This is a genomic window from Dyadobacter sp. CY261 (assembly GCF_021440085.1).
Lineage (GTDB): Bacteria > Bacteroidota > Bacteroidia > Cytophagales > Spirosomataceae > Dyadobacter.
Map to the genome: position 1 here is coordinate 541,726 of NZ_JAKCPW010000004.1, position 22,293 is coordinate 564,018.

The window sequence follows — 22,293 nt, forward strand, 5'->3', positions numbered from 1 at the left end:
AGAAGACATCAGTTTAGCTTGTCGTACGACAAGATTTCACATTGTCGCACGACAAGTTCCCCCCTACCCTTTATCATTCCAATTGGACAATGCAACTCTCCGAAGATATAAAACCATTGCACCATTTGCTGGAAGCCTCCAAATTCATGGTTTCGGAAGAAATCAGGGAGAAGTTCAAGCAGAACCTGAAAAGATTTATGATCCCGAAAGGAAGAGTGCTGGTTGATTTGGGACAGGTGAGTCCATCGCTATATTTTATTGAAAAAGGGGTCATGCGTACTTATTACCTGCGCGGGTCCGAGGATATTACTTCGCTGCTGGTTTCGGAAGGCGATATCGTTTGCATTGCGGAAAGCTTTTTATTGCAAAAACTATCGAACGAAGTTTTGGAAACTTTGGAAGACACGACGGTTTATGCAATTTCTTACGACTCGTATCGAAAACTCGTTGAAGAAGATTCCTACATGGGCAAGCTGGCGGTAAGGCTTTTGGAACAACACCTCATCAACTTTACGGATAAGGTAAAGGTTTTCAAATATTTATCGGTAGAAGAGCGCATTGCACATTATATCGGTCAGCCATCGTCGCTTTTCCGCCGCATCCCAGATCATTACATTGCCACCTACCTGGGCACGACACCTGCTACTTTCAGTCGCTGCCTGAAAACAATGCCATTCGACAAGAACCGTCCCTGACTTCGGCCTTGTCAATGTCTAATCCGTAGATTTCCGGGCGCATTTCGTTATTCATATGTATCCGAACTCTTCAAGCTCGGAATGGATATCTTTAAGCAGCACGCTACGTCCAATGGGTACGATCAGGTACGTTTCATCCGCCAGGCCCAGAACATCTTCATAAGCGTGATCTGAAATCAGAATGCCTTTTCGGGCCTTTTGCTCGGCGATGACCTTTCCCATTTGTTCGATACTAAGGGGCGAAAGAGCGGCAAATGGCTCGTCCAGCAAAGTGAATGCAACGGGCATCAGCAACACAATCAACGTCCCGAGCAACCGTCTGTTGCCTGTCGACAAATCTTTGACACGGGTCCTTCTGTACTGTTCCAAACCTTCAAAATGGCGGCACAGGTCCGCAAAATCGACCTCATACAACCTGCATACGTCGCTCACACGCAGGTTCGCCGGTATAAAAGGGTGCTGAGGCAAATAGCTGATCAGCCCGGGATGGTGATATGGGTGCGAAATATAGTCGCCATTAATCCTCACCGACTGGTTCTGCCCGCGGAGCGTTCCAAAAATCATTTGCATCAGGCTTGATTTCCCGGTCCCATTACGTCCGAGCAGCCCCGTCACATGGCCGGTCTGCATTTTAAAATAAATGCTTTGGAGAATTTTCCGTCCCTCATATTCCAGCCACATGCTGTCCGCTTCGAGGATGTGACTTTTCATCGGATCCATTCCCTTGCTAGCTGAATAATACCCATTGATAAAAAGAACAGGGTGAAATCTGCGGCGAATGCAGTGGCAAAAAGCTGGCGTTGAGAAAGGTTAGCATTGGCATAAAAGAAAAACAGATGTGCATACCTGCGGCGGAAAATGTAAATGGTGATGCCTTGTAAAAAGAATTTGTAAAGGACCAACGCGGGTATCAGCACATAAAGATTCCGGTCCGTCGGGCGGCCTAGCGCGAACCAGCTTATGATTGGAATAGCCCATAAATAAAACCCGAAAGAGCGGTAAAAGATGGCTAATAGATGCAGTTTTGTCTTCATTCAGAGCACCTTAACTATTGATATTTGCTAAAATAGCGATCAACCCTCCAATTAATTCGCGTTTAAGAATTTTTAACAACTTGCCAACCGGGCGATTTTTGATATCATCGGCATTTACATCATGACGCGTGTGCCTACGAAACATATTGTCAAGGCCGGATATCGGACCTCCGACCTCAGGGGGATCGGAATTGGAATAGATATCAGCTACGAGTATAAGTTGTTACCTTTCCTGTCGTTGGAAGCAACTTTGCGTGGCCAGACGAACACAGCAAACGATGCCATTTATAGCCGCACATTTGTCAAACCCTGGCGCGGTAACACTTGGCTGGGCGCGAAGGCACGTTGGTACTATGCCATGCCCGGGAGGATTCGAAAAGGGCTGAATGCAAACAATTTCAGTGGGGCTTACCTGGCAATGTTTTACAAACTCCCATTAAAATCGATAGACAGGTACAATAGCAGCCCGTACAAGCGGATCGTAGGAGTTGCACCCGGCTTTCAGAGCCGTTTCCTGAATTGGGGACATATCGATATTTCGTTCGGTGCGTACTACACGGAGCCAAGACCGATGGAAGCATCGTGGCATCCTCTTTATCCAAACAAAAGCCCCTCCGACTTCAAACGAAATGTTATTTTTTCACTCAAATGACCGTCGGAATTGCGTTGGGAGACTGGAAGCGCTCCCTGCCTTTTCAGTTATGCGAGGTACTGCTATGCGATGAGGAAATTCACAATCAATGGAAACTACGCTTTCCGGAATTCAGCCTAGGCCTGGACCAGCAGTCGCTGCGCACAGGCATTGCGCGCGAAACTAAACTAGGCAAAAGCCCCTTTTCGCTCGACATTAGTGCTAATGCTGAATTTTACGATAGGAAATGGGATCTGGTGCGCGGATCTTCGATTAAAGTGGGCCTGCAAGGACGATATTACTTTTTGCAGCGCATGCCGATCCGACGGGGCAAAGCGGGCAATAATCTTTCCGGCTTTTATACCGCGTTCGAAATCGCAGTGCTTCATACCAAATACGGAAACACCAGCTACTCCCCTCATATAAATGAAAGGTACTGGTCCATTTCACCATCGATTGGTTTTCAGCAACGACTGTTTAAACATATTTATGTAGACACGAATGTCGGTTATCATGTGTTACCGGCAGATGCCCTACCCTTATGACGCCCTACACCGGAGATACTCTGCGAAGCTCGCGCTCGGATTCACCTTTTGATCATCCTAAGCTCCTGCCTTCTTCTCCCGCATTCTCTTGACGATCCGCACGGCGGTCATGATTACGATGGCGAAAGCAATTAAACCGAGTACGCCCCACAGCCAGTCCACCGTATTTTTGAGCACCACCAAAAAGACGATCGAGAAAAGGAATACCGTCGCCACTTCATTAAAAAGCCGTAATTGGAATGAGGAGTACCGGAATTTACCGTTCCTTATTTCAAGTAGGATTTTGCGCGTAATGGAATGATAAGCCAGCAAGCCGAGCACAAAAACGAGTTTCAGCCTCATCCAGCCCTGATCCAGCCACGCAGGTGTAATGTACAGCATCGCAGTACCACAAAGTAACGCAAGCCAGCAAGCCGGCGTCATGATCGCATTGAAGAGCAGTTTTTCCATTTTGGTAAATTGTGCAAAAAGGATCTCGCGCTCCGGACTTGGCTTGTCGTTGGCTTCGGTGTGGTATACAAACAGCCGGGGCATATAAAAAAGCCCCGCAAACCAGCTGACTACGAATATAATATGGAGCGCTTTGAAATGGAGATAGGTCATAAACTACCCGAGGTTTGGTTCGGCCGGAATGTTATGCCAGCCCGATCTTTCGGCCTTTAAATTTCGTAAATATTATAGGATTACGGCGATAAAACTTTCTTGCGCCCGTAATCGTTACCGAAACAGTGATAACCCTATTGTTATGATGAGAACCACGATCCCGATTTTCACGTTTATATTTTTGTGCTGCATGGCGTTAGTTTCATGCGCGCAGTCGGACAAAAAACACAAGAGCAAAATGGACAAAGAAACAGCCTCAACTGCATTGGATGAGACCAATGTCGATACCGCGAATACAGAGATCGCAACTTTTGGTACGGGATGTTTCTGGTGCACCGAGGCCGTATTAGAATCACTTGACGGTGTCAAGAAGGTGATCTCGGGCTACTCGGGCGGGCACGACCCCAACCCTACCTACAAAGCAGTTTGCACGGGCAATACTGGTCACGCCGAATGTGTGGAAGTGACCTACGACCCTAAAGTGATCAGCTATGCAGAACTGCTGGAAGCATTTTTCCGCAGCCACGACCCAACTTCACTGAACCGTCAGGGAAATGATGTGGGTACACAATACCGTTCAGTAGTTTTTTACCATAATGACGAACAGAAACAGCTTGCTGAAACTGCTAAGACGGAACTGGACAAATCGGGTGCATATGCCAATCCAATTGTAACCGAAATCACCAAATTCCAGAAATTTTACCCTGCCGAGGATTACCACCAGAATTATTTCGCCAACAATCCCGAGCAGGGATATTGCGCCTTCGTGATTGCACCAAAACTGGACAAATTTAAAAAGGTGTTTAAGGATAAGCTCCGCAAGCACATCTGATTTTGGATTAAATAAAGAAGCCGGAACCGCTTATAAAGTTGGAATCTCCGGTTAATAACTATAAATGGCACAAGTTTTGAAGCATTGAAATAAACGCTTTAATTTGTGCCATTATTTTTTAACAATAACTAATCTATTACGATGAAAAAGACTCTATTCATGCTTGTTGTTGCCGCTCTTTTTAGCGCAGCTTCGGAGAAGGCTTTCGCCCAATTCGAAAAAGGAGATAAATTATTGAATGCAGGTATCAACCTGGGCGGAACATATGGCGGCGGTGGTGTCGGCGTGGGTGCTTCCTTCGAAGGTGGCGTGCACGACTTTATCAGTGTTGGTGGCCAGGCTGACTTTACAACCTGGAACTACGGCTATGTTGGTTACAAATGGAGATATAACTTCTTTACAATAGCCGCAAGAGGTTCTTATCACTACGGTAAACACTTTTTGAAACTAGACAACCTTGATTTGTACGCAGGTCCTTCACTTGGCTACCGTGTCTCTTCGTTCAACGATCCCGACGGTTGGTCAGGCATCTACGATGACGGCTATGGTAGCGGTGTTTTCTTCGGCGTATTTGCCGGAGCACGCTACTACTTCAAGCCAAACATGGGCGTATTCGCAGAAGTTGGTTACAACGCATCTCCTTTGAAAGCCGGTATCGCGTTCAAATTCTAAGCATTAAAAAGATACAAAAAGGGCGGGCTCCGGAATATTCGAGGCCCGCTCTTTTTGTATACGGGTTTTTTAAAACTGCACGGCGAAAGTCAGGTTGCCGCTTCGTTGCATGGGATTGAACGTCGGCCTGATGCTGAATGTCAGCGGCTCCCCGCGGCGGATCAGTTCCCGGCGAATGCGGCTCGCTTTGGAGCCGTTCTTACCAGCTTTCACAAAACCAACGGTACCGAATGTGGCTGCTCCGGCGAAGCCGCCCAGCATCATATACGCTCCTTTGCGCGCCCGCAGTTCGTCCTGGTAGCTTTTGTAATAACCGTTATCATCAATGGCACTGGCCACAATGCCTGTCCCGATTCCCGCCACGATTACGCCCACAGAAGTCCCCACAATGCCCATGATCATTCCCGTTTTCGAGCGTGTTTTGTAGAATTTGTACATGCTGCGCAAATGGTCAGGCGACGATTTCCGCACGTCTTCGGCGAATTGAACGGATGGTTTCACCGGTCCGCCCGCCACTTTCCGGGATGGCTTAGGCTCCTGCGGACGACTTGCTTCGGCCGGTTTGTTAGGCGAATAGTAATTCTGGACTTCCAGAGTCGCCTCAAACGTTTCTACTTCACCGTTCCCATAGCGGATCGACGCGATCTCGCTTTTCTTCACTGAAAAAAGCGGCCCATCCGGATCGCTCATTTTCTTGTATTTAACAATCTGTTCGTCGACCTCCTGGATCAAAACTTCCAGTTTGGTCTCATCTCGCATGATAATCACGTCAGCCTTGCGGGGCGTCTGCGCGTGCGCTTGTGTAACCAATAATATCATTAACATGGCCATGAGCTGAAATTTCAGCTTTTGTAGAGTTACTTTCATTTGGGAAGGAGTTGTATCGATTGATTTAGCCCTATGAAAGTAACCAATTTTCGGTTATCAGAACGACAACCTCAGCCCCAACCGTGCCGACTTATTGAACGGGTCGACGTACGGAGTGATCCTCAGCGTCGTCAACGGCTGGTTCCTTCGTTCCAGTTCGGTCTTGATTTTGCCGGCCTTGCGGCTATGTATCTTATAGTTTTTAAAACCAATCAAACCAAAAACAACCCCTACCGCAGGCCCTGCGATGGCAAGCGAAGTACCGATAGTCTTGTTGTCAGGACTGTCGCCTGTGCTGGCCACGATAATGCCCGACACCAGCGTCGCTACCGCCACAGATGTAAAGACGATTGCGCCGGTTTTGCCGTCGATAGCGCGATTGTGATGGTATTCGTATTTATCCCGAAGCTGGTCTGAGTTGGCCATTACCACGCTTTTCTCAAACGGGTCGGTGGGCAGGTTGTTCAGATCCGCATACTGGCCAACACTATCGGGCGGAATGCGGGTTGGCGGGATGGAATCTTTTACATTGATAACCTTACCGTTTTTCAACAAAACGCGAGCAACCTGGTCGAGGTAGATGTAGGTGGCTGCGCTGTCTGCTTTGCCGAGATCGCGGTAGTTGATTTTTTCGTAGCTCATCTGTGTAATGAGCGCCTGAATGCGTGAACTGTCACGTTTGACAATCACATCATTTTTGCGGCCTGTCTGTGCCATGGCCGCTTGGCCTAATATTACAAACAGCAAAACCCGGGTTAGTAGAGAGACGTTTCGTAACGTGTGTGCCCGCATAGGTTTAAGGTGTTTTGAATGGAAGAAGATGGGTTAAACGTACACAACTTTTTCACATTCAACAAAAACCATGCTATCAGACCCCGAATTTGTTCAACTGCTTCACCAGCACATCGAAATCTTTGGGGTACGGTGCCTCGACACGTATAGGATCTCCGTTCATCACTGCAAATGACAGCGAATGCGCATGCAATGCAACGCGCTGAATAAGAGGCTGTTCCTCTGTGTCTTTTTTGAGATTGAACTTCCGTTTCAGACTTGAAAGGAAAATTGGCTCCCCTCCGTACTGAGGGTCACAAACGATAGGTGCTTTCAGGCACGATAAATGTACCCGAATCTGGTGCATACGCCCTGTAATGGGGATACATTCCACTAAAGAGTAGCCACGGTAAACCTGCAAGGTGTTAAAAATCGTCTCCGCTTCCTTCCCAGCCGCGCGGTCAATCTTGACGGCTGTTCCATTTTTAAGTGGTAAAATCGGCAGGTACACCGAAATGCTTTCCAGGTTATGAATGCCATTCGCGACGGCATGGTAACGTTTGGTGACTTCCCGATGCTCGAACTGCATGGCCAAATGCCGGTAAGCAGCAGGATTTTTAGCGAATGCCAATGCCCCGGAAGTTTCCTTGTCGAGACGGTGAGCGGCTTGCAGTTCGGGATTATATTCTTTGGCCAGCCTCAGCACGCTTCCACCACGGTCGGCCGTACGCTCATCGAGCGTTGCCAGATGCGGCGGTTTGTTAACCACCAAAAAATCCTCGTCCTCAAATAATATGATGTCTTTGAAATTGATTTTCATAATCGTTCTATAAAAATAATCCGGATGATGCGCCCTATCGGCCATTCATCCGGATCGTCTCGGCCAAAGGCCTTTATCCGTTGCAAAGATAACTATGTTATTTGTTTCTGTAAACTTCTTTGTAGGTCACTCAAACCAATGCACCTACCTTCGTCGGATTCGGGTTGATGGTATCTGACTCAACGAGCCCGTCGCGGAGGCGGACGATGCGGTGGGCGTAGTGCGCAATGTCTTCCTCGTGGGTTACCATCACAATCGTGTTGCCTTTGCTGTAAAGCTGGTCGAAAAGGTCCATGATCTCGTAGGAAGTTTTACTGTCGAGGTTACCGGTCGGCTCATCGGCGAGCAGGATACTCGGGTCGTTTACGAGCGCACGGGCAATGGCGACGCGCTGGCGCTGACCGCCTGAAAGTTCGTTTGGCTTATGTCCAGCACGGTTTTCGAGGCCGACATTTTTGAGTGACAGCATCGCCCGCTCGGTCCGGTCCGACTTGCTGAGCCCGGCATAAATCAGCGGTAATGCCACATTATCAAGCGATGACATTCTAGGCAAAAGGTTAAATGTCTGAAACACAAACCCGATTTCCTTGTTACGGATCTCGGCCAGCTCGCCTTCCGACATATCGCTGACGTCCTTGTTGTTCAGGATATATTTTCCGGTGGTCGGCGTATCCAGGCAGCCGATAATGTTCATCAACGTCGATTTACCGGAGCCGGAAGGTCCCATAAACGCCACATATTCCCCTTTATTAACCGAAATCGTAACGGATTTGAGCGCCTGAATGACCTCGCTACCCATCACATAGCGCTTGGCGATCTCAGTGGTTTCAATGATTTTCATGTAAACAATTTTTCAGTTGGGAATATGGACTGTTACGATGCGGCGGAAACTTTACGAAAATAGGCTTGTACAAAAAACGAAGCAAGGATTACCGGTGCCGGAATGTCTTCATTAAACACTTGCCCCTGCCGCTTCCAGAAACCGGTAGGCTCAAAGCTGGCCTCTTCTTGCTCCGTGCTTACCCGCCATTTCCGGCGCATCCACGACTCAAACTGCCATTTGTACCGCGTTTCCTCGTAGGTAATCCAGGCTGAGCTTGCGAAAAGGTTGTATTCAATGCTGCCCAGGATCCTGGCGCCGTCGATATCGCGAATTTCTGTATGTCGTTGAAAAAAACCGGTGGTCCTGAATGTGAGCATATGGCCGTCGAGCTCACCGCGGGCGTCATTTTTCCAAAGAGATGTTTTCAAAATACCGGCAATGACTTTGCCCCGAAAAATCCGGCATTCCGTTTCATTGAAATTGGATTTCCAGGACAAAGCCGCCATTGATGAAGTGTAATTTTGAGTTGGCTAAAATATCAAATGATCAAAACTCAGCCCGTTGTTTTTCGATAAGTGCCCGCATCGGCTGATAGCGCGTCAGAAAACGCTGATAACCGGCAGGCAATCCATATTGTTTTACCTTTTCTTCACCCTCTGCGGCTTGGCCCAGTAACCCCTGGTCGAGGTTCAGCAAGGCATATTGCTCCCAAAGTTCCGGCGCATATTCGTTGTAACGAAGTGCGTCAAGCACCAGTTGGTAGGCCCGCTTCACCTGCTTTTTGCTTCTGTAAAAATCCGATGCCGCCGATACAATCCGTGCATCGAATGGATTAGCGCTTACTGCTTTTTCTAAATTGGGAACGGAAGGAGATTTGGATATCAAAGCAAATAGGGAATCGGCTGCTGACTTCGGTTTTGCGCCTGAAAACAGTGTTTGTTTCAATTGTTCCACCGCCGCATTTTGCTCCTGCCCCTGCATTTTATCCAATAACACCACGGCTACTTCCTTCTTGCCCGACAATGCGTTCGCTACCGCCATCCCGATCGTTCCTTCAACTCCCTCAACTCCGGACAATGTTTCAATCGCTCGGTCGTACAGTCCCAACTGCAACAGCCAATGCCCCAATATTTTGCGGTATAAATTCGATTGTTCGCCCTCCTCAGCGGTCCAGCTGGTAAGAATTTCCAATGCTTTCAATTTATTTCCACTATAAAAATCGGGGTAAAGCGCTGCGAGGGACAGATCCTGCGATAACATCGGATTTTTCGCAGCGAGTTTTGGCAAAAGCGAAGCAGGCAATGTATCGAATCTGGCCTGGTTAGTGGCATAGTTGAGCAAATAGACCAGGGACGAAACGCTCAAAAGCGAATCCTTCGGTACAGCCTCACCATTAAATGCTTCTTTGGCAAAATGCTGCCGCAAGTTTTGAACCGCCAGCCAGTTGGCTTGCCACGAAAGGTAATTCTGCTTTTCGGAATCAGTGGCGAGCGAGTCCAACAAGCCTGAATCCGTACTTTTTGCAAGGATAGCGAGCAGGTTAGTAGCTGGTATTTCCGGGCGGATCGCGTTCGTTTTGGCTAAATCGAGATAGTAGTAAGCCGAATCGGCAACATTGGTTTTGGAATACAGCATTCCGAGGTTGTTCAGTAATTCGCCGTTGGCCGGAAACCGGCGGATACCTTCCTGCAAACTGTAAACGGCGTCAAAAAAGAGGTTTTCCTGCACCAGGATACCGCTTAGCCCTGCATACGCCTGGGGTGATGGATTTTTCAGCAGCGCCTGTCTGAAATAGAAGGCGGCAGCATTCCGATCGCCTTGTTTCAATGCCAGTGATGCCAGCGCGTAGTTAGATTTGTGATTTTGAAACTCCTGTTGCAATGCGAGTTTATAGTACTGCTCAGCTAGGGTATATTCCTCTGTTTGAGAATGCAAATCACCCAATCCATTAAAATATCCGGCTATGGCCTGATTCACAGGAAGTAGCCGTTGAACGGAAAACAGCACCACTACGCCCGCAAATCCAAAAAGCCGCGTCTGGGTCAGGCCGAAGCGGAGGGGTTTGTACAATACTTTGTGCACGGCCAGTTTTTGCTGAAACACCTCATAAAAGTTGACCAGCACATAGAATAGAAAAAGCACACCCATCGCCAGCTGACCTTGCACCGTCACGTCTTCCAGCGTTTCCAGCACGGGGTCGTTGGCCGTTCCCGCCATAAACCCGCCGAAGGATGCTGCAATAATAAACAAACCGATATAAAGCCAAAATCCGGCGCTACGAAAAGGAATCACACCCTCCGTCGAATCCGCACGTTTTTTGAATCCCCAAATACCTAATATACCCGACGCCAGTGCGAGGTAGAAAGGGTTGATCAATGTGACATTCCAATCGATCCGGCGGGTATTTTGGAGGTAAATGAGCAGCAAAAGCACTAAATACAACACGCTGATAACGATGAACTGCACCAGCCCCGAACGCCCCTTACCCGCCTGCCCGCTTGTGCTTAGCCAGACGAGCCCGGCCATGATTTCAGTGGCTGAAACGAGCAGGAAAAGGCTTGTTGCGACCAACCAAAGCGGAAATGAATAAACGGCGGCCGTTAATGCAGGAACAGGAGAAGTTGAACCAAATGCCACAAGCGCAGCCAGCAAAATTGAAATGCCAATGATGCCCGAAATGCGTATGGCAATGCCCAGATCAGGGCGGAATGCGTGAAGGTAATAGGTGACACCGCCGTACAAAATGGTGGCCGTGATGAACAGAAAGCGATTTTCGGCGCCGAACACGCGTAAGGTTTCCAGTCGGGCAAATGCAAGGAACAGGATGAAAAGGATCATCCCGGCCAGGTACCAGAAGCGCGGCATAGTTGTTAGCGCGGCCAGTATCAATGACAAACCAACCAACGCGCCAATCCAAAACAAATAGGCCGTCACCGTATTGATTTCCATCACCGAGGACATAAAACTTTCGGTCACCAAATGCGTCGGCGTCGAAATTCCATATTGCCATTGCCCGAGTTGCAGCACATCCACGACGGCGCTCGTTTCCGATAGTTCACTCACCACATTCCACCGCACCACATTCCCCAGGGGATCAATGCATTGCACGACCAAAAATATCAGCCCCAAAACCAACACCAGGAAAGCCGCAACCGTCATCCGCTGTTCGGATGGCGACCATACCTTCCAGAAAAGTAAATCGTTCATATAAATTTTTTAAATCTTCTTCCGGATTACTGTCCGGTTATTTCTACGAGATGAGCCATAACTTTCGGGGGCTGCCAACCTTTTCAGAAGTGATACAAAGTCCTCATCCTTAGAGATTACAATCGCATTTTGCTCTCTTGAAAACGCAATATCACTTCGTCCTCTGCATTATGGAGGTTAAAAAAATGACGCGAGAAAGATGGGGTTTCAAAATGTTCTGTGATCCAGACGGCCAGTGCCGGCGGCAGGTGGGGTTCAGTATGATCATCAGGCCGCTTGCAAAACGGGGTGGTTGAGCTTAACTGCGGCATAAAGCAGACAAGCGGTAATATCCTCAGGTTCCAGATCAGGCAGTTCATCCGTGACGATCTGTTCCGGTGTTAGTCCTGCCGCCAGTAATTCAACTACATCGGTGACCCGGATACGCATATTCCGGATGCAAGGCTTGCCACCGCATTGCTTTGGATTAAAGGTAATACGATCCAATAACTGCGTATTCATCTGCATTTTGTCGGTGTTTAAATCAAATTTAGGGATTTTAACAAGTATCTCAAACGATAAGCCGGTTCTGCCGACGCTTAGAAAGTTCCCGTCCCCCTCTCCCCCCACCTCCATTTTCCGGAAATATTAAGCACAGTTTTAGGGAAAAACGGGCGATTTTCTAAAAAATATCCAATAATTCACTTTCTCAGCTATTGGTACTGACCAAATTATCTCCTACTTTTGCGGTCTGAAAAAAACCTCATCCGAGATAATCAAAATTATATAATGGCAAACGCAGCAAACGTAGGAAAAATTACGCAGGTAATTGGCCCAGTTGTAGACGTATCATTCGAGGACAGCGGACTTATCCCATCTATCCTGGATGCGTTGGAAGTCATCAAACCAAACGGTCAGAAAGTTGTTCTTGAGTGCCAGCAGCACCTTGGTGAAGACCGTATCCGTACTATCGCGATGGATAGTACAGAAGGTATGCAACGCGGCATGAAGGTTACTCCACTTGGCGCACCTATCAAAATGCCAATCGGCGAAGGTATTAAAGGACGTCTCTTCAACGTAATCGGTGAAGCGATCGACGGTCTTACTCCGCTTGATAATTCTAATGGTATTTCCATTCACCGCTCAGCTCCGAAATTTGAAGAGCTGGCCACTGCTACCGAGGTACTTTTCACAGGTATCAAGGTTATCGACCTTCTGGCTCCTTATGTAAAAGGTGGCAAGATCGGTTTGTTCGGTGGTGCGGGTGTAGGTAAAACCGTATTGATCCAGGAGCTGATCAACAACATCGCGAAAGCTTATGCCGGTCTTTCGGTATTTGCCGGTGTAGGTGAGCGTACACGTGAAGGTAATGACCTGATGCGTGAGATGATCGAAGCTGGTATTATCAGATACGGCGAGGAATTCAAGCACAGCATGGAAGAAGGCGGCTGGGATATTTCGAAAGTAGATTACAATACACTCAAAGACTCGCAGGCGACGTTCGTGTTCGGTCAGATGAACGAACCTCCTGGCGCACGTGCACGTGTTGCTTTGTCAGGTCTTACAATGGCTGAATATTTCCGTGACGGAGAAGGCGAAGGACAAGGCCGCGATATTCTTTTCTTTATCGATAACATTTTCCGTTTTACCCAGGCAGGTTCAGAGGTATCCGCTCTTTTGGGACGTATGCCATCTGCGGTAGGTTACCAGCCTACGCTTGCAACTGAAATGGGTCAGATGCAGGAGCGCATCACATCTACAAAACGTGGTTCTATTACCTCCGTTCAGGCCGTTTACGTACCTGCGGATGACTTGACTGACCCTGCGCCTGCAACCACATTTGCCCACTTGGATGCTACGACGGTATTGAGCCGTAAAGTTTCTGAAAAAGGCATCTACCCTGCTGTGGATCCGCTTGACTCTGCGTCCCGTATTTTGAATGCAGAAACATTGGGTGCAGCGCACTACGATTGCGCACAGCGTGTGAAAAACATTCTTCAGCGTTACAAAGAATTGCAGGATATCATTGCGATCCTGGGTATGGAAGAACTTTCCGACGACGACAAGTTGGTTGTAAGCCGTGCACGTCGCGTAGAACGCTTCCTGTCACAGCCATTCTTTGTTGCTGAGCAGTTTACAGGTTTGAAAGGAACATTGGTTGATATCAACGATACCATCAAAGGCTTCAACCTGATCATGGACGGTGCTTACGACCACCTTCCTGAAATGGCTTTCAACCTCGTTGGAACCATAGAAGATGCGCAGGCTAAAGGAGAAAAAATGCTGGCGGAAGCAACCCGATAGGTTCATGAGTTCAAAGTTTACGAGTCCAGAGTGAAGTACGCTGTTAGACTTTGAACTCTAAACCCATAAACTCATAAACATCAGATTTATGCATTTAGAAATCATTACCCCAGATAAAAAGGTATTTGCCGGTGAGGCGACTTCCGTTACGTTGCCGGGTACCGAAGGACAGTTTCAGGTTCTTAACCGTCACGCGCCGCTGGTCAGCACGCTGGGCAAAGGTGATGTGGTAATCGATACCGGCAGTGCGAAACAGAACTACGTCATCGACGGTGGTGTTGTGGAGGTGTTGAACAATAAAGTATTAGTTCTCGCCGAAGCTGTCCTTTAGGAAAACACATTTATTGCAAAATACGGGTGCTGTGAAAACGGCATCCGTATTTTTTTGTTTCCCGGCAAATAAATCAAAACGCTCACTAATCCATCGTTAGAGCTTTGTAGTTGTCTGATTGATTATGTTGGAAAGTGAAACACCGACATCATCATCATGACATTTACTTTGAGAAAGGGACAAACACTGGAAGATATCTTCCCTGCCAAAAAATGGGCGTTACTATTTCCGGCCTCCCAATCAGCAACTATCGGAAAAAGACTCGATGCTCGAAAGTTTGTCGGTGTTCTGAAACGAGACTGTAATCCCCTGGAAATTCAAAGGCAGATGCGCAATGAATGGGACTAAAATACTTCTGGACACCAATATTATCCTCAGCTTATTTGAGGGAGATTCCGATCTCGGAATAGTATTGCAGGGTGTAGAGCCATATTTGTCCTTTGTATGTGAACTTGAATTGCTTAGCAACAAATATATTTCACGGGACCATCAGGAATGCGTCGAGATGTTCCTTGCAAATTGTCATATAATTGATCTCAATGATGGCATCAAAGAGATGACTAGATATGTCCAATGGGAGTATGGATTAAAACTTCCATATGCCCTCATCGCATCCACTGCCATGACCCTCGGCATACCATTGCTCTCCGCAGAGCATCAGTTTGAAAAGGTCAAAGAATTGATCTTCGTGTTATATCAATCCTGAACTTAAACACGGCCGCTCCTTTCAAGTTGGAAATGATCCAGCTTATTGCCTTCCCATGCAAGCCCAGCTATAACCAGCAAAATCGCCCCATTCGAAAGCGCCTCAAACTCAATCTCCTCCACGTTCCGCAGCGCCAATCCATCCCGCCTTTCTAACAAACGGTCCTGCACTTCGAACGCCCCTTCGATCACAAACGCAAATACGCTGTGACGGGCACTCTGATTCGTAAAAATGCCTTCCACCCGGCCGTCGTATTGCCCGATGAACAGATCGGCGGAGCTTCTGTTGTAGCCACGTACCGGGAGAAGCTCATTCGCTTGACTTAAATCAAAGTGAGTGGTGATGTCGGATAATGACGGCGGGATGTTTAAAGATTGATCGTCATGGACCCTAATCTGCAAATAATTGATCACCTCGTCAGGGTACGGGTTGGTAATGGTATAAACCTTGTCGGGGGACGCCAGAAAAAACAGCGCCTGTCCCGAATTCACAAATTGGAGCTCCCTACCCTTTTCTTCCACTTCGATCGCTCCGGCCACCGGCAGCAAAATAACCTGGCAAAATTTTTCTACCCGCAGCTCGTAACTGCATTCGGCCATGAGCGTTTCATCGTTCAGGACTTCCAACGTTCCAAATGCCTCGCGCCCGTCAGCCCGGTATTCTTCAAAATTGAATGTTTTGAAACTGCGGAAGCCATCCATCTGGAAATACCCACGCAGGCTTTCCAGGTATATCTGAGCGTCGTTTTGTATCAGCATAATGATAGATTTTAGGGGTTATCCATAGTCGGCGGTCCACAATCTTGCATTAGTTCAAAAAAAGTTGGCAAGCCCCGCATCAGGCGCTTACCACAATCGCATGCGTCAATTCATAACCTGCCGAAACACTGCCGGTAACGGTCGGCATTTCGGTGCTTACTCCGTCGCCGAAAACATTGTCCTTCGCATTGGTAGTATCCGCTTGCCCGTGGCTCGCGTACACGCCCTGCGCATACACAACTTTGCTGATCTCTTCCGGAAACGCGATCTGCGTAACGAGGAGCGATTTCCCGCTCGCATTATATATATGCACGTGAATGTGCGGCGCGCGGCCCGAGTACCAGCCCGGGTAAATGCTGGTGAATGTCACCAGCCCATTGGCATCGGACGTCTGCCGCCCGCGCAGGAAGTGCACACTGGTATAATTGGTCGATTGCATCCCCGAGCCGCCATACTCCGAGTAACTACCGGCCGCATCGCAATGCCAGATGTCAACTAAAGCGCTTTCCAAGCCTTCGCAGCTGTTGTTTTTATTTTGAATGGTGATCTTGACCGTCAGTTTGTTCCCTTGCCTGTCGGAAGTAATGTCGTTGGAAACAAGGCTTGAAGGCGATTTGGTGGGAAATGGCCCTGCTGTCTCTGAGGCTGTGAGCGTGCAGCTTCCTGATGTCGAACCCGAGGTGCTACCGGATGCAGACCCGGTTTCAGTGGTGGTTTCAACGGGATCGACAGAGTCATTTGAGCAACTGATGATGGGAATGATCGTCGCCAGTCCAAGCGCCGAAAACCCCCTTTTTAAAAATTCCTTGCGTTCCATATATGCAACAGTTCTGTAAGTTTGAATACATTATCGTATTCGCATCACCTTTTGTTGCGGAAAAGACGGATGTGTCGGTCAACAACCCGATTTTACCGGTGAATCGGTAGACCACTTCATGAGGTTTGTTGATTTTTCCATTTGTCAATAAAATCGAGATAACTGTCACTTACCGGTAGCTCAAAGCCCGACAAAAGCGTAACTTTCTTGCTCTGAATAGATTTTACTTGAAGATCGGGTACGATATAACTTCTATGAATGCGACTAAATCCATTTTCAGGTAAAATTTCCAATATCCCTTTCAACGACATCAGCGTCGTGACCGGGTGCCGCGAACCCAACAAATGGATTTTGATATAATCCTCCATTCCCTCGATAAATGCAATATCACTCAGGAAAATCTTGATCGCCTTGTATTCCGAACGAACGACGATCGACTCTTCCGTTTGCCTCGGCTTTTTCTGCTCAAACCGTTCGGCAGCTTTTTGTACAGCCTTCTCAAATCGCTCGATGGTAATGGGTTTTAAAAGGTAATCCACAGCTTCCAACTCGAAACCTTCATAGGCGAATTTCTTATAGGCGGTCGTAAAGATGATCATCGGCCTGGTTTCCAGTCTGGCTACCAGTTCCAGGCCTGTCAGATCGGGCATATTGATGTCGATGAAAAGCAAATCTATCGGATTGGATTTCAAAAAACGTCGGCCTTCGACGGCGTCATCGAACTTCCCGACAAGTTTCAGCAGCGGGAATGCGGTTATGTATTTTTCAAGAATACTCAGCGCGAGTGGTTCGTCGTCTATGATCACGCATTTCATTGGCCCGCCAGCTTTAAGTTGACCGTAAAAAAATCACCATCGTCACGAATATCGAGATCGTACAGACCGGCATAGAGCAAATCCAGTCTCTTTTGGGTATTAAAAATTCCGACGCCGGTCCTTTCCATATCGTATCTGCGCTCGACAATGCGATTTTGGCAAAAAAACAGAATATTCTGTCCGGCAACCTCCACCGCAATCTGAATAATCGATTCCCGGTGATTACTCACGCCATATTTGAATGCATTCTCCACAAATGTCATCAACACCAGTGGGGCAATTTTCACATCATCCAAATTGCCCCTAATCTCGAAGTTCAGACTGGTTTTGGCATTCAACCTCAATTTCTGCAATTCCACGTAGTTTTCTAGACAAGTCAGTTCGTCTGCCAGTGGTACATAATTCTCCGCCGCCTCCTCAGTAATGTACCGCATCATTTGTGACAGTTTGAGAATGCTTGGCGCAGTGTGGGCACTGCTGCTAATGGCCAGCGCATATATATTATTGAGCGTATTAAAAAGAAAATGTGGGTTGATCTGCGCCTTAAAAAAAGAAAGCTCGGCATGCGCCTTTTCTGCCTCGGAAAGAATCGCACGTCGTTCACTCTGCCGCCATTCGCGTGAAATGCGGATCGCCATGGCCACCACCCAGGCCACGATAAAGAGCGTAAGGCTCACAAAATCCACCGCCCTTGCCGGGGTTGGCTGGCGCTGCGGCATCCTGTCGGGCCCACCTCCCGGAGGCGGGCCGGGCGGATGACCAATACGGAACTCGTCACGGGGCGGTTCCGGCCTCACTCCCCCACCCTGCTGCTGTTGAAACTTCCTGAATATCAGCTTTTCAAATGGTTGCGCAATGAACATCACCAGCAGCAAGCCAACAAACACCGTGGTATAGGCTACGTATCGCTGTTTCAGAAATAATTGCGGGGTCAGCACCAGCAAATTGCCATAAAACACTGACGCATAAATCAGAAAAAACAGCCAGAACCACCACGAGCGTATGACAAGCAAAGGCAGGTCCATTCCAGGCTGATGCGACACAATAGTGAGCGGCAGGCTCATGAACAACACCCAGCCCAATAAATGAATGATCCAAAGGTGCTTAGTCTTAAACATAAATAATGCCAACGATAGCAAGATGCCTGTATTTGATATCCAAGATAGGAGTTACATTCAGAAAAAGTTTCCTATTTTCGAAAAGCACATTTCACTCCATCCATGCAACAACCCTCTACCCGAAACGAACTTTTCAAGATCCTGGGCGTCGGATTTGGCGTCGCCGTGACCGTCGGCGGCACCATTGGAACCGGCATTCTCCGGAAACCCGGTCCTATTGCCGCCCAACTTGGCGATTCCGGGTTGATCATGGTACTATGGGTCGCCGTGAGCCTGTACGCATTCCTGGGCACATTGTGCACGATCGAGCTCGGGACGTCCGTTCCGCGGGCAGGAGCCTGGTACGTGTATGCGCAGCGGGCGTTCGGAAATTATGCCGGCTTCGTGGTCGGCATCAATAGCTGGCTTGGAACCTGCTCGGCTTTGGGTTTCGGCGTTTACACGATGAGTGAATATCTGGCGCTGCTCATTCCCTCGTTGGTCGGTTACGAACCTTATGTCGCGGCGGCTATTCTGCTCGGGCTCACCGTTATACATTGGATCGGTTTGGCGTTAGCTAGCAGTTTTCAGAACATTATGAGCCTGCTGAAAGGTATTGGCCTGTTTGCATTCGTTGCGGTTTGCTATCTGTACGGAAATGAGGTTGCAGTGGAAGATGCGCAAGCTACAACCAGCAAAATCATTGAAACCGGCTCCTGGATAGCACCGGTGATTTTCTCTTTACAAGCCATATTTTACACTTATGACGGCTGGCATACGGCGGCTTATTTCTCGGAAGAAGACCGCGACCCTTCCAAGAATCTGCCAAAATCGATGATAGGTGGGGTTTTGGTGATCATTGCCATTTACCTGCTCTGCAACCTTGCGATCCTCCACGTGTTGCCCATGGACCAGCTCGCGCAATCCAAACTCGCTGCTGCAGATGCCATTACATTGATCTTCGGAGAAGGCTCGGGCAAGATCGTTACGCTATTCCTCATGATTTCTATTTTAGGAATTGTCAATGCTCAGTTGCTATTTAATCCCCGTGTGCTTTACTCGATGAGCCGCGACGGCTTATTCCTTAAATCGGGCGTGACCGTCAACCAGGGCGGAACGCCAGCGGTAGCAATGCTCATCACCTCGGCGGTTGCTATCACACTCATTCTCATTGGGAAAGATGCAACAGAAAAGCTTTCGGATATCGCTACATTCTTTTTTGTATTGGGTTATACATCCGGCTTTGCATCGTTGCTGGCCCTGAGAAAAAATGAACCGGATTTGCCACGCCCCTGGAAGGTCCCGGCCTACCCTTTTCTGCCCATTTTAATGTTGATTTTATCCATCGCGTTTCTTGTAGGCGCAATTGTACAAGATTTGCCGAGTAGCCAGTATGCACTGTTGTTTTTAGTAATCAGTTATCCGGTTTACTTGCTCGTCAGAAAACTGAACAGCTAGCAAGTGTTTTTGCAATTTTTTTTTAAATAAATTGCATATATAACAAAACTACTTAGCGATATGCCGTGGAAAAAAAACCTCATCAACCTGACGCTAATTTCCGTCTTTACAATATTCGCTTCGGCATATCAATGGTCGGAAGAAGACTTTATTCAATTTATTTCCGATAAATTAAATAAATACCGCGGCACATGGCCCGTTGAAAAAGCTTATCTCCACCTCGACAAACCGTATTATGTTACGGGCGACACGTTATGGTTCAAGGCATACCTTGCCGAAGGATCGCTGCATCTGGCTGACAGCGCAAGTAACCTGCTCTACGTGGATCTGATTGAGCAGCGCTCCGGCAACAACGCGGCATTAAGGCGTGTTCAAATGAGTGGCGGAGCCGGGCACGGCGAGTTCGTACTGTCTGATTCCATTGCATCCGGGGCTTATACCATCCGGGCGTACACCAATTGGATGCGTAATTCACCCGAGGAGTTTTTCTTCCAGAAAAGTATATATGTATTTAATTATCAGGAAAATAAAGTTCAACCTAATGTGCCCGGGCCGGTTGATCTGCAATTTTTTCCGGAAGGCGGGCACCTCGTCGCTGACGTCAATACACGCATAGCCTTTAAAGCAGTTAATGCAACCGGATCCGGACAGGATGTCGCGGGCTTTGTGCTCTCACAAGGCGGCGATACCGTCGCTTCGTTTAAAAGCGAACATCTAGGAATGGGGCGGTTTCAATTCGCGGCCAAGGCAGGGGAGACCTACCAGGCATTTGTGCGGGGCGAAGGCGGAAAAATAACCGCCATTCCATTTCCGAAAGTCGAAGATACCGGCTACACAATGGTGATCGACAATCTTTCTAACCCCCTCAAAATGAGGGTTATCGCCTATGCCAAAATGCCAGGAAAAAGCGAGATTCCCGTTCACATCGTTGGCCACGCCCGTGGCATTGTGGCATTTGTAGCGAAGGGAAAAATCGGCAGCCGCGGGCTCCTAATGCAACTGCCTACCACTGAACTCCCCGACGGCATTACGCATCTGACCCTTTTCGATGACACCAACAAGCCGGTTTGCGAACGGCTGGTTTTCGTCAACCACGCCAGAAGTTTGCGGGTGGCTGTCAAGCCGTCGAAGCCGGAATACAAACCGCGTGAGAAGGTCAATCTCGAGGTGATGGTCACGGACTCGGCCGGAAAGCCTGTTGAAGCTAATCTCTCGTTGGCTGTAACAGACGCAGGCCAGCTATTGCAACCAGCTTTCGCGCAGAATATTGTCTCTTATTTATTGCTCTCGTCTGATTTAAAAGGTAGTATCGAACAGTCTGCCTACTATTTCGATCCGGAGAATTCTGAGCGGAAAATTCATCTCGACTATGTGATGATGACGCACGGTTGGACACGTTTTCGTTGGGAAGATGTGTTGAGCGACAGCATTCCGCCCGTAAAGAGATACGTCGAGCAAGGCATTACCCTGGAAGGCGATGCAAAGCGCAACAACAGAAAACTCACCGAAAAGACGGCGCTGTCGCTTTACCTCAGCAACGACAGCCTGAGCACATTCATGACATCCGAAACGGCCGAAAATGGCCATTTTACGATTTACAACCTGGTATTTTCCGACTCCCTGCAACTCCGCTTACAAGGCATGAACAAAAAGGGTAACCAGAATTTATCGTTTGCAATCAACCCATTTGATCCGCCACGGGCTTCGGTCGTTAGGATTCCCTTTAAGCCAGTCACCGTCGATGCGCAACGGCTCGCCGATTTTCTCAAAAATGCTGCGCAAGACCAGGATATTGCCCGAAAAATTCGTGAAAGCCGAGAACGGCTTCTTCGGGAAGTGACGATCAAAGCCAAAAAAGAAAGCCCGCGTGATGCGCGAAAATTGTACAGCTCGGCTGACGCAACGCTGAAAGTAACGCAGCAAATGGCATCGGGTAATATGAGTGTCCTCGATATGCTGCAAGGCCGTGTCGCGGGCGTGTCGGTAACAGGCTCGGGCATGAATGCGGTTGTGTCTATCCGGGGCAACAGAGGAGAGCCGCTTTTCGTACTGGACGGTATGCCTGTGGACAAATCGCTGATTGCTTCGCTAAACGTTTACGATGTAGAGTCGATTGACGTTTTGAAAGGCCCGTCGGCGGCGATATTTGGCAGCAGGGGAGGCAATGGAGTTATCGCGGTGCTTACCAAGCGTGGAAATGACAATTACGACTATTCGCAGGACATTGTTCCGGGTGTATTGGTGACCAAAATCGCCGGTTTTCACGTCCCACGCGAATTTTATTCCCCGAAATATGGCCCCGCCAATGCCCCAGATCCCACGCCTGATTTTCGCTCGACGATTTTCTGGGCACCTATGCTCCATACCGGTCGCGATGGAAAGGCTCGTGTGAGCTACTATCACTCGGATGCGACAAGTCCTGCGGAAATCCAGGTTGAGGTTCTGAGCCCGACAGGTCAGCCGGGTTTTGGGAAATCGGCCTATTCCGTGCGATAGCCGCTATGCGATAGCCGCTATGCGATAGCCGC

24 protein-coding genes are annotated in these 22,293 nt (G+C 48.4%); 10 read left to right on the top strand and 14 right to left on the bottom strand.

Translation table 11 applies throughout. From position 1 onward, the window contains the following. The first annotated feature begins 89 nt into the window (after nucleotides 1-89). Nucleotides 90-695, top strand: a complete 606-nt coding sequence (locus LZD49_RS14920; RefSeq protein WP_234668363.1) for a Crp/Fnr family transcriptional regulator — start codon at nucleotides 90-92, stop codon at nucleotides 693-695. Nucleotides 696-746: 51 nt separating this feature from the next. Here the strand turns inward: LZD49_RS14920 and LZD49_RS14925 are convergent, their stop codons facing one another. Together LZD49_RS14925 and LZD49_RS14930 are read right to left on the bottom strand one after the other, a co-directional pair. Continuing rightward, nucleotides 747-1,406 carry an ATP-binding cassette domain-containing protein gene (locus tag LZD49_RS14925; protein ID WP_234668364.1) on the bottom strand — a complete coding sequence of 220 codons (660 nt, stop codon included), beginning with the start codon at nucleotides 1,404-1,406 and terminating at the stop codon, nucleotides 747-749. Next, nucleotides 1,403-1,729, bottom strand: coding sequence for a hypothetical protein (locus tag LZD49_RS14930; RefSeq protein WP_234668365.1), 327 nt, complete (start codon nucleotides 1,727-1,729; stop codon nucleotides 1,403-1,405). Before LZD49_RS14930 ends, LZD49_RS14925 begins: the two co-directional genes overlap by 4 nt. Nucleotides 1,730-1,859: 130 nt before the next feature. Here LZD49_RS14930 and LZD49_RS14935 point away from each other — a divergent pair, with 130 nt between their 5' ends. Together LZD49_RS14935 and LZD49_RS14940 are read left to right on the top strand one after the other, a co-directional pair. Next, nucleotides 1,860-2,381 (top strand): hypothetical protein, encoded by a 522-nt coding sequence (locus LZD49_RS14935; protein ID WP_234668366.1) that lies wholly within the window; start codon nucleotides 1,860-1,862, stop codon nucleotides 2,379-2,381. Further along, nucleotides 2,378-2,905 carry a hypothetical protein gene (locus tag LZD49_RS14940; RefSeq protein WP_234668367.1) on the top strand — a complete coding sequence of 176 codons (528 nt, stop codon included), beginning with the start codon at nucleotides 2,378-2,380 and terminating at the stop codon, nucleotides 2,903-2,905. Before LZD49_RS14935 ends, LZD49_RS14940 begins: the two co-directional genes overlap by 4 nt. A gap of 57 nt (nucleotides 2,906-2,962) precedes the next feature. Here the strand turns inward: LZD49_RS14940 and LZD49_RS14945 are convergent, their stop codons facing one another. Then, the gene (locus LZD49_RS14945; RefSeq protein ID WP_234668368.1) at nucleotides 2,963-3,508 is read right to left on the bottom strand and encodes a CopD family protein; all 546 of its coding nucleotides are present in this window, start codon (nucleotides 3,506-3,508) and stop codon (nucleotides 2,963-2,965) included. A 238-nt stretch (nucleotides 3,509-3,746) separates the two neighbouring features. On the opposite strand from LZD49_RS14945, the gene msrA reads away from it, so the two are divergent. Both msrA and LZD49_RS14955 read left to right on the top strand, forming a co-directional pair. Then, nucleotides 3,747-4,340 (top strand): peptide-methionine (S)-S-oxide reductase MsrA, encoded by a 594-nt coding sequence (gene msrA / locus LZD49_RS14950; protein WP_234668369.1) that lies wholly within the window; start codon nucleotides 3,747-3,749, stop codon nucleotides 4,338-4,340. 141 nt (nucleotides 4,341-4,481) lie between these two features. Then, a complete protein-coding gene (locus LZD49_RS14955; protein ID WP_234668370.1) occupies nucleotides 4,482-5,012 on the top strand; it encodes a hypothetical protein in 531 nt (176 codons plus the stop codon). 69 nt (nucleotides 5,013-5,081) lie between these two features. On the opposite strand, the gene LZD49_RS14960 is transcribed toward LZD49_RS14955, so the two are convergent. The 7 genes from LZD49_RS14960 to LZD49_RS14990 form a co-directional block, all read right to left on the bottom strand. Then, nucleotides 5,082-5,879 carry a hypothetical protein gene (locus LZD49_RS14960; protein WP_234668371.1) on the bottom strand — a complete coding sequence of 266 codons (798 nt, stop codon included), beginning with the start codon at nucleotides 5,877-5,879 and terminating at the stop codon, nucleotides 5,082-5,084. A 57-nt stretch (nucleotides 5,880-5,936) separates the two neighbouring features. Then, nucleotides 5,937-6,596: a hypothetical protein gene (locus LZD49_RS14965; protein WP_234668372.1), complete on the bottom strand. Its 660-nt coding sequence runs from the start codon at nucleotides 6,594-6,596 to the stop codon at nucleotides 5,937-5,939. 151 nt (nucleotides 6,597-6,747) lie between these two features. Further along, the gene (locus LZD49_RS14970) at nucleotides 6,748-7,470 is read right to left on the bottom strand and encodes an RluA family pseudouridine synthase (protein ID WP_234668373.1); all 723 of its coding nucleotides are present in this window, start codon (nucleotides 7,468-7,470) and stop codon (nucleotides 6,748-6,750) included. Nucleotides 7,471-7,600: 130 nt separating this feature from the next. Then, nucleotides 7,601-8,311, bottom strand: coding sequence for an ABC transporter ATP-binding protein (locus tag LZD49_RS14975; protein WP_234668374.1), 711 nt, complete (start codon nucleotides 8,309-8,311; stop codon nucleotides 7,601-7,603). Between the two features lie 32 nt (nucleotides 8,312-8,343). Continuing rightward, nucleotides 8,344-8,799 carry a hypothetical protein gene (locus LZD49_RS14980; protein WP_234668375.1) on the bottom strand — a complete coding sequence of 152 codons (456 nt, stop codon included), beginning with the start codon at nucleotides 8,797-8,799 and terminating at the stop codon, nucleotides 8,344-8,346. Nucleotides 8,800-8,839: 40 nt separating this feature from the next. Further along, on the bottom strand, nucleotides 8,840-11,500 hold the full coding sequence (locus LZD49_RS14985; RefSeq protein WP_234668376.1) for a hypothetical protein: 2,661 nt from the start codon (nucleotides 11,498-11,500) through the stop codon (nucleotides 8,840-8,842). A gap of 267 nt (nucleotides 11,501-11,767) precedes the next feature. Beyond that, nucleotides 11,768-12,001 (bottom strand): DUF433 domain-containing protein, encoded by a 234-nt coding sequence (locus LZD49_RS14990; protein WP_310590487.1) that lies wholly within the window; start codon nucleotides 11,999-12,001, stop codon nucleotides 11,768-11,770. 267 nt (nucleotides 12,002-12,268) lie between these two features. On the opposite strand from LZD49_RS14990, the gene atpD reads away from it, so the two are divergent. From atpD to LZD49_RS15005, 3 genes are all read left to right on the top strand, one after another. Then, the gene (gene atpD / locus LZD49_RS14995; RefSeq protein ID WP_234668378.1) at nucleotides 12,269-13,783 is read left to right on the top strand and encodes a F0F1 ATP synthase subunit beta; all 1,515 of its coding nucleotides are present in this window, start codon (nucleotides 12,269-12,271) and stop codon (nucleotides 13,781-13,783) included. An 88-nt stretch (nucleotides 13,784-13,871) separates the two neighbouring features. Beyond that, on the top strand, nucleotides 13,872-14,114 hold the full coding sequence (gene atpC, locus LZD49_RS15000; RefSeq protein WP_234668379.1) for an ATP synthase F1 subunit epsilon: 243 nt from the start codon (nucleotides 13,872-13,874) through the stop codon (nucleotides 14,112-14,114). Between the two features lie 334 nt (nucleotides 14,115-14,448). Next, nucleotides 14,449-14,820 carry a PIN domain-containing protein gene (locus LZD49_RS15005; RefSeq protein ID WP_234668380.1) on the top strand — a complete coding sequence of 124 codons (372 nt, stop codon included), beginning with the start codon at nucleotides 14,449-14,451 and terminating at the stop codon, nucleotides 14,818-14,820. Between the two features lie 2 nt (nucleotides 14,821-14,822). On the opposite strand, the gene LZD49_RS15010 is transcribed toward LZD49_RS15005, so the two are convergent. From LZD49_RS15010 to LZD49_RS15025, 4 genes are all read right to left on the bottom strand, one after another. Beyond that, on the bottom strand, nucleotides 14,823-15,578 hold the full coding sequence (locus LZD49_RS15010; RefSeq protein WP_234668381.1) for a hypothetical protein: 756 nt from the start codon (nucleotides 15,576-15,578) through the stop codon (nucleotides 14,823-14,825). Between the two features lie 79 nt (nucleotides 15,579-15,657). After that, on the bottom strand, nucleotides 15,658-16,395 hold the full coding sequence (locus LZD49_RS15015; RefSeq protein WP_234668382.1) for an intradiol ring-cleavage dioxygenase: 738 nt from the start codon (nucleotides 16,393-16,395) through the stop codon (nucleotides 15,658-15,660). A 116-nt stretch (nucleotides 16,396-16,511) separates the two neighbouring features. Then, nucleotides 16,512-17,210, bottom strand: a complete 699-nt coding sequence (locus LZD49_RS15020; protein WP_234668383.1) for a LytTR family DNA-binding domain-containing protein — start codon at nucleotides 17,208-17,210, stop codon at nucleotides 16,512-16,514. Further along, a complete protein-coding gene (locus LZD49_RS15025; RefSeq protein WP_234668384.1) occupies nucleotides 17,207-18,328 on the bottom strand; it encodes a sensor histidine kinase in 1,122 nt (373 codons plus the stop codon). Before LZD49_RS15025 ends, LZD49_RS15020 begins: the two co-directional genes overlap by 4 nt. Before the next feature lie 102 nt (nucleotides 18,329-18,430). On the opposite strand from LZD49_RS15025, the gene LZD49_RS15030 reads away from it, so the two are divergent. Both LZD49_RS15030 and LZD49_RS15035 read left to right on the top strand, forming a co-directional pair. Continuing rightward, nucleotides 18,431-19,765 (top strand): APC family permease, encoded by a 1,335-nt coding sequence (locus tag LZD49_RS15030; RefSeq protein WP_234668385.1) that lies wholly within the window; start codon nucleotides 18,431-18,433, stop codon nucleotides 19,763-19,765. 60 nt (nucleotides 19,766-19,825) lie between these two features. Next, nucleotides 19,826-22,261, top strand: coding sequence for a TonB-dependent receptor plug domain-containing protein (locus tag LZD49_RS15035; RefSeq protein WP_234668386.1), 2,436 nt, complete (start codon nucleotides 19,826-19,828; stop codon nucleotides 22,259-22,261). Nucleotides 22,262-22,293: the final 32 nt, after the last annotated feature.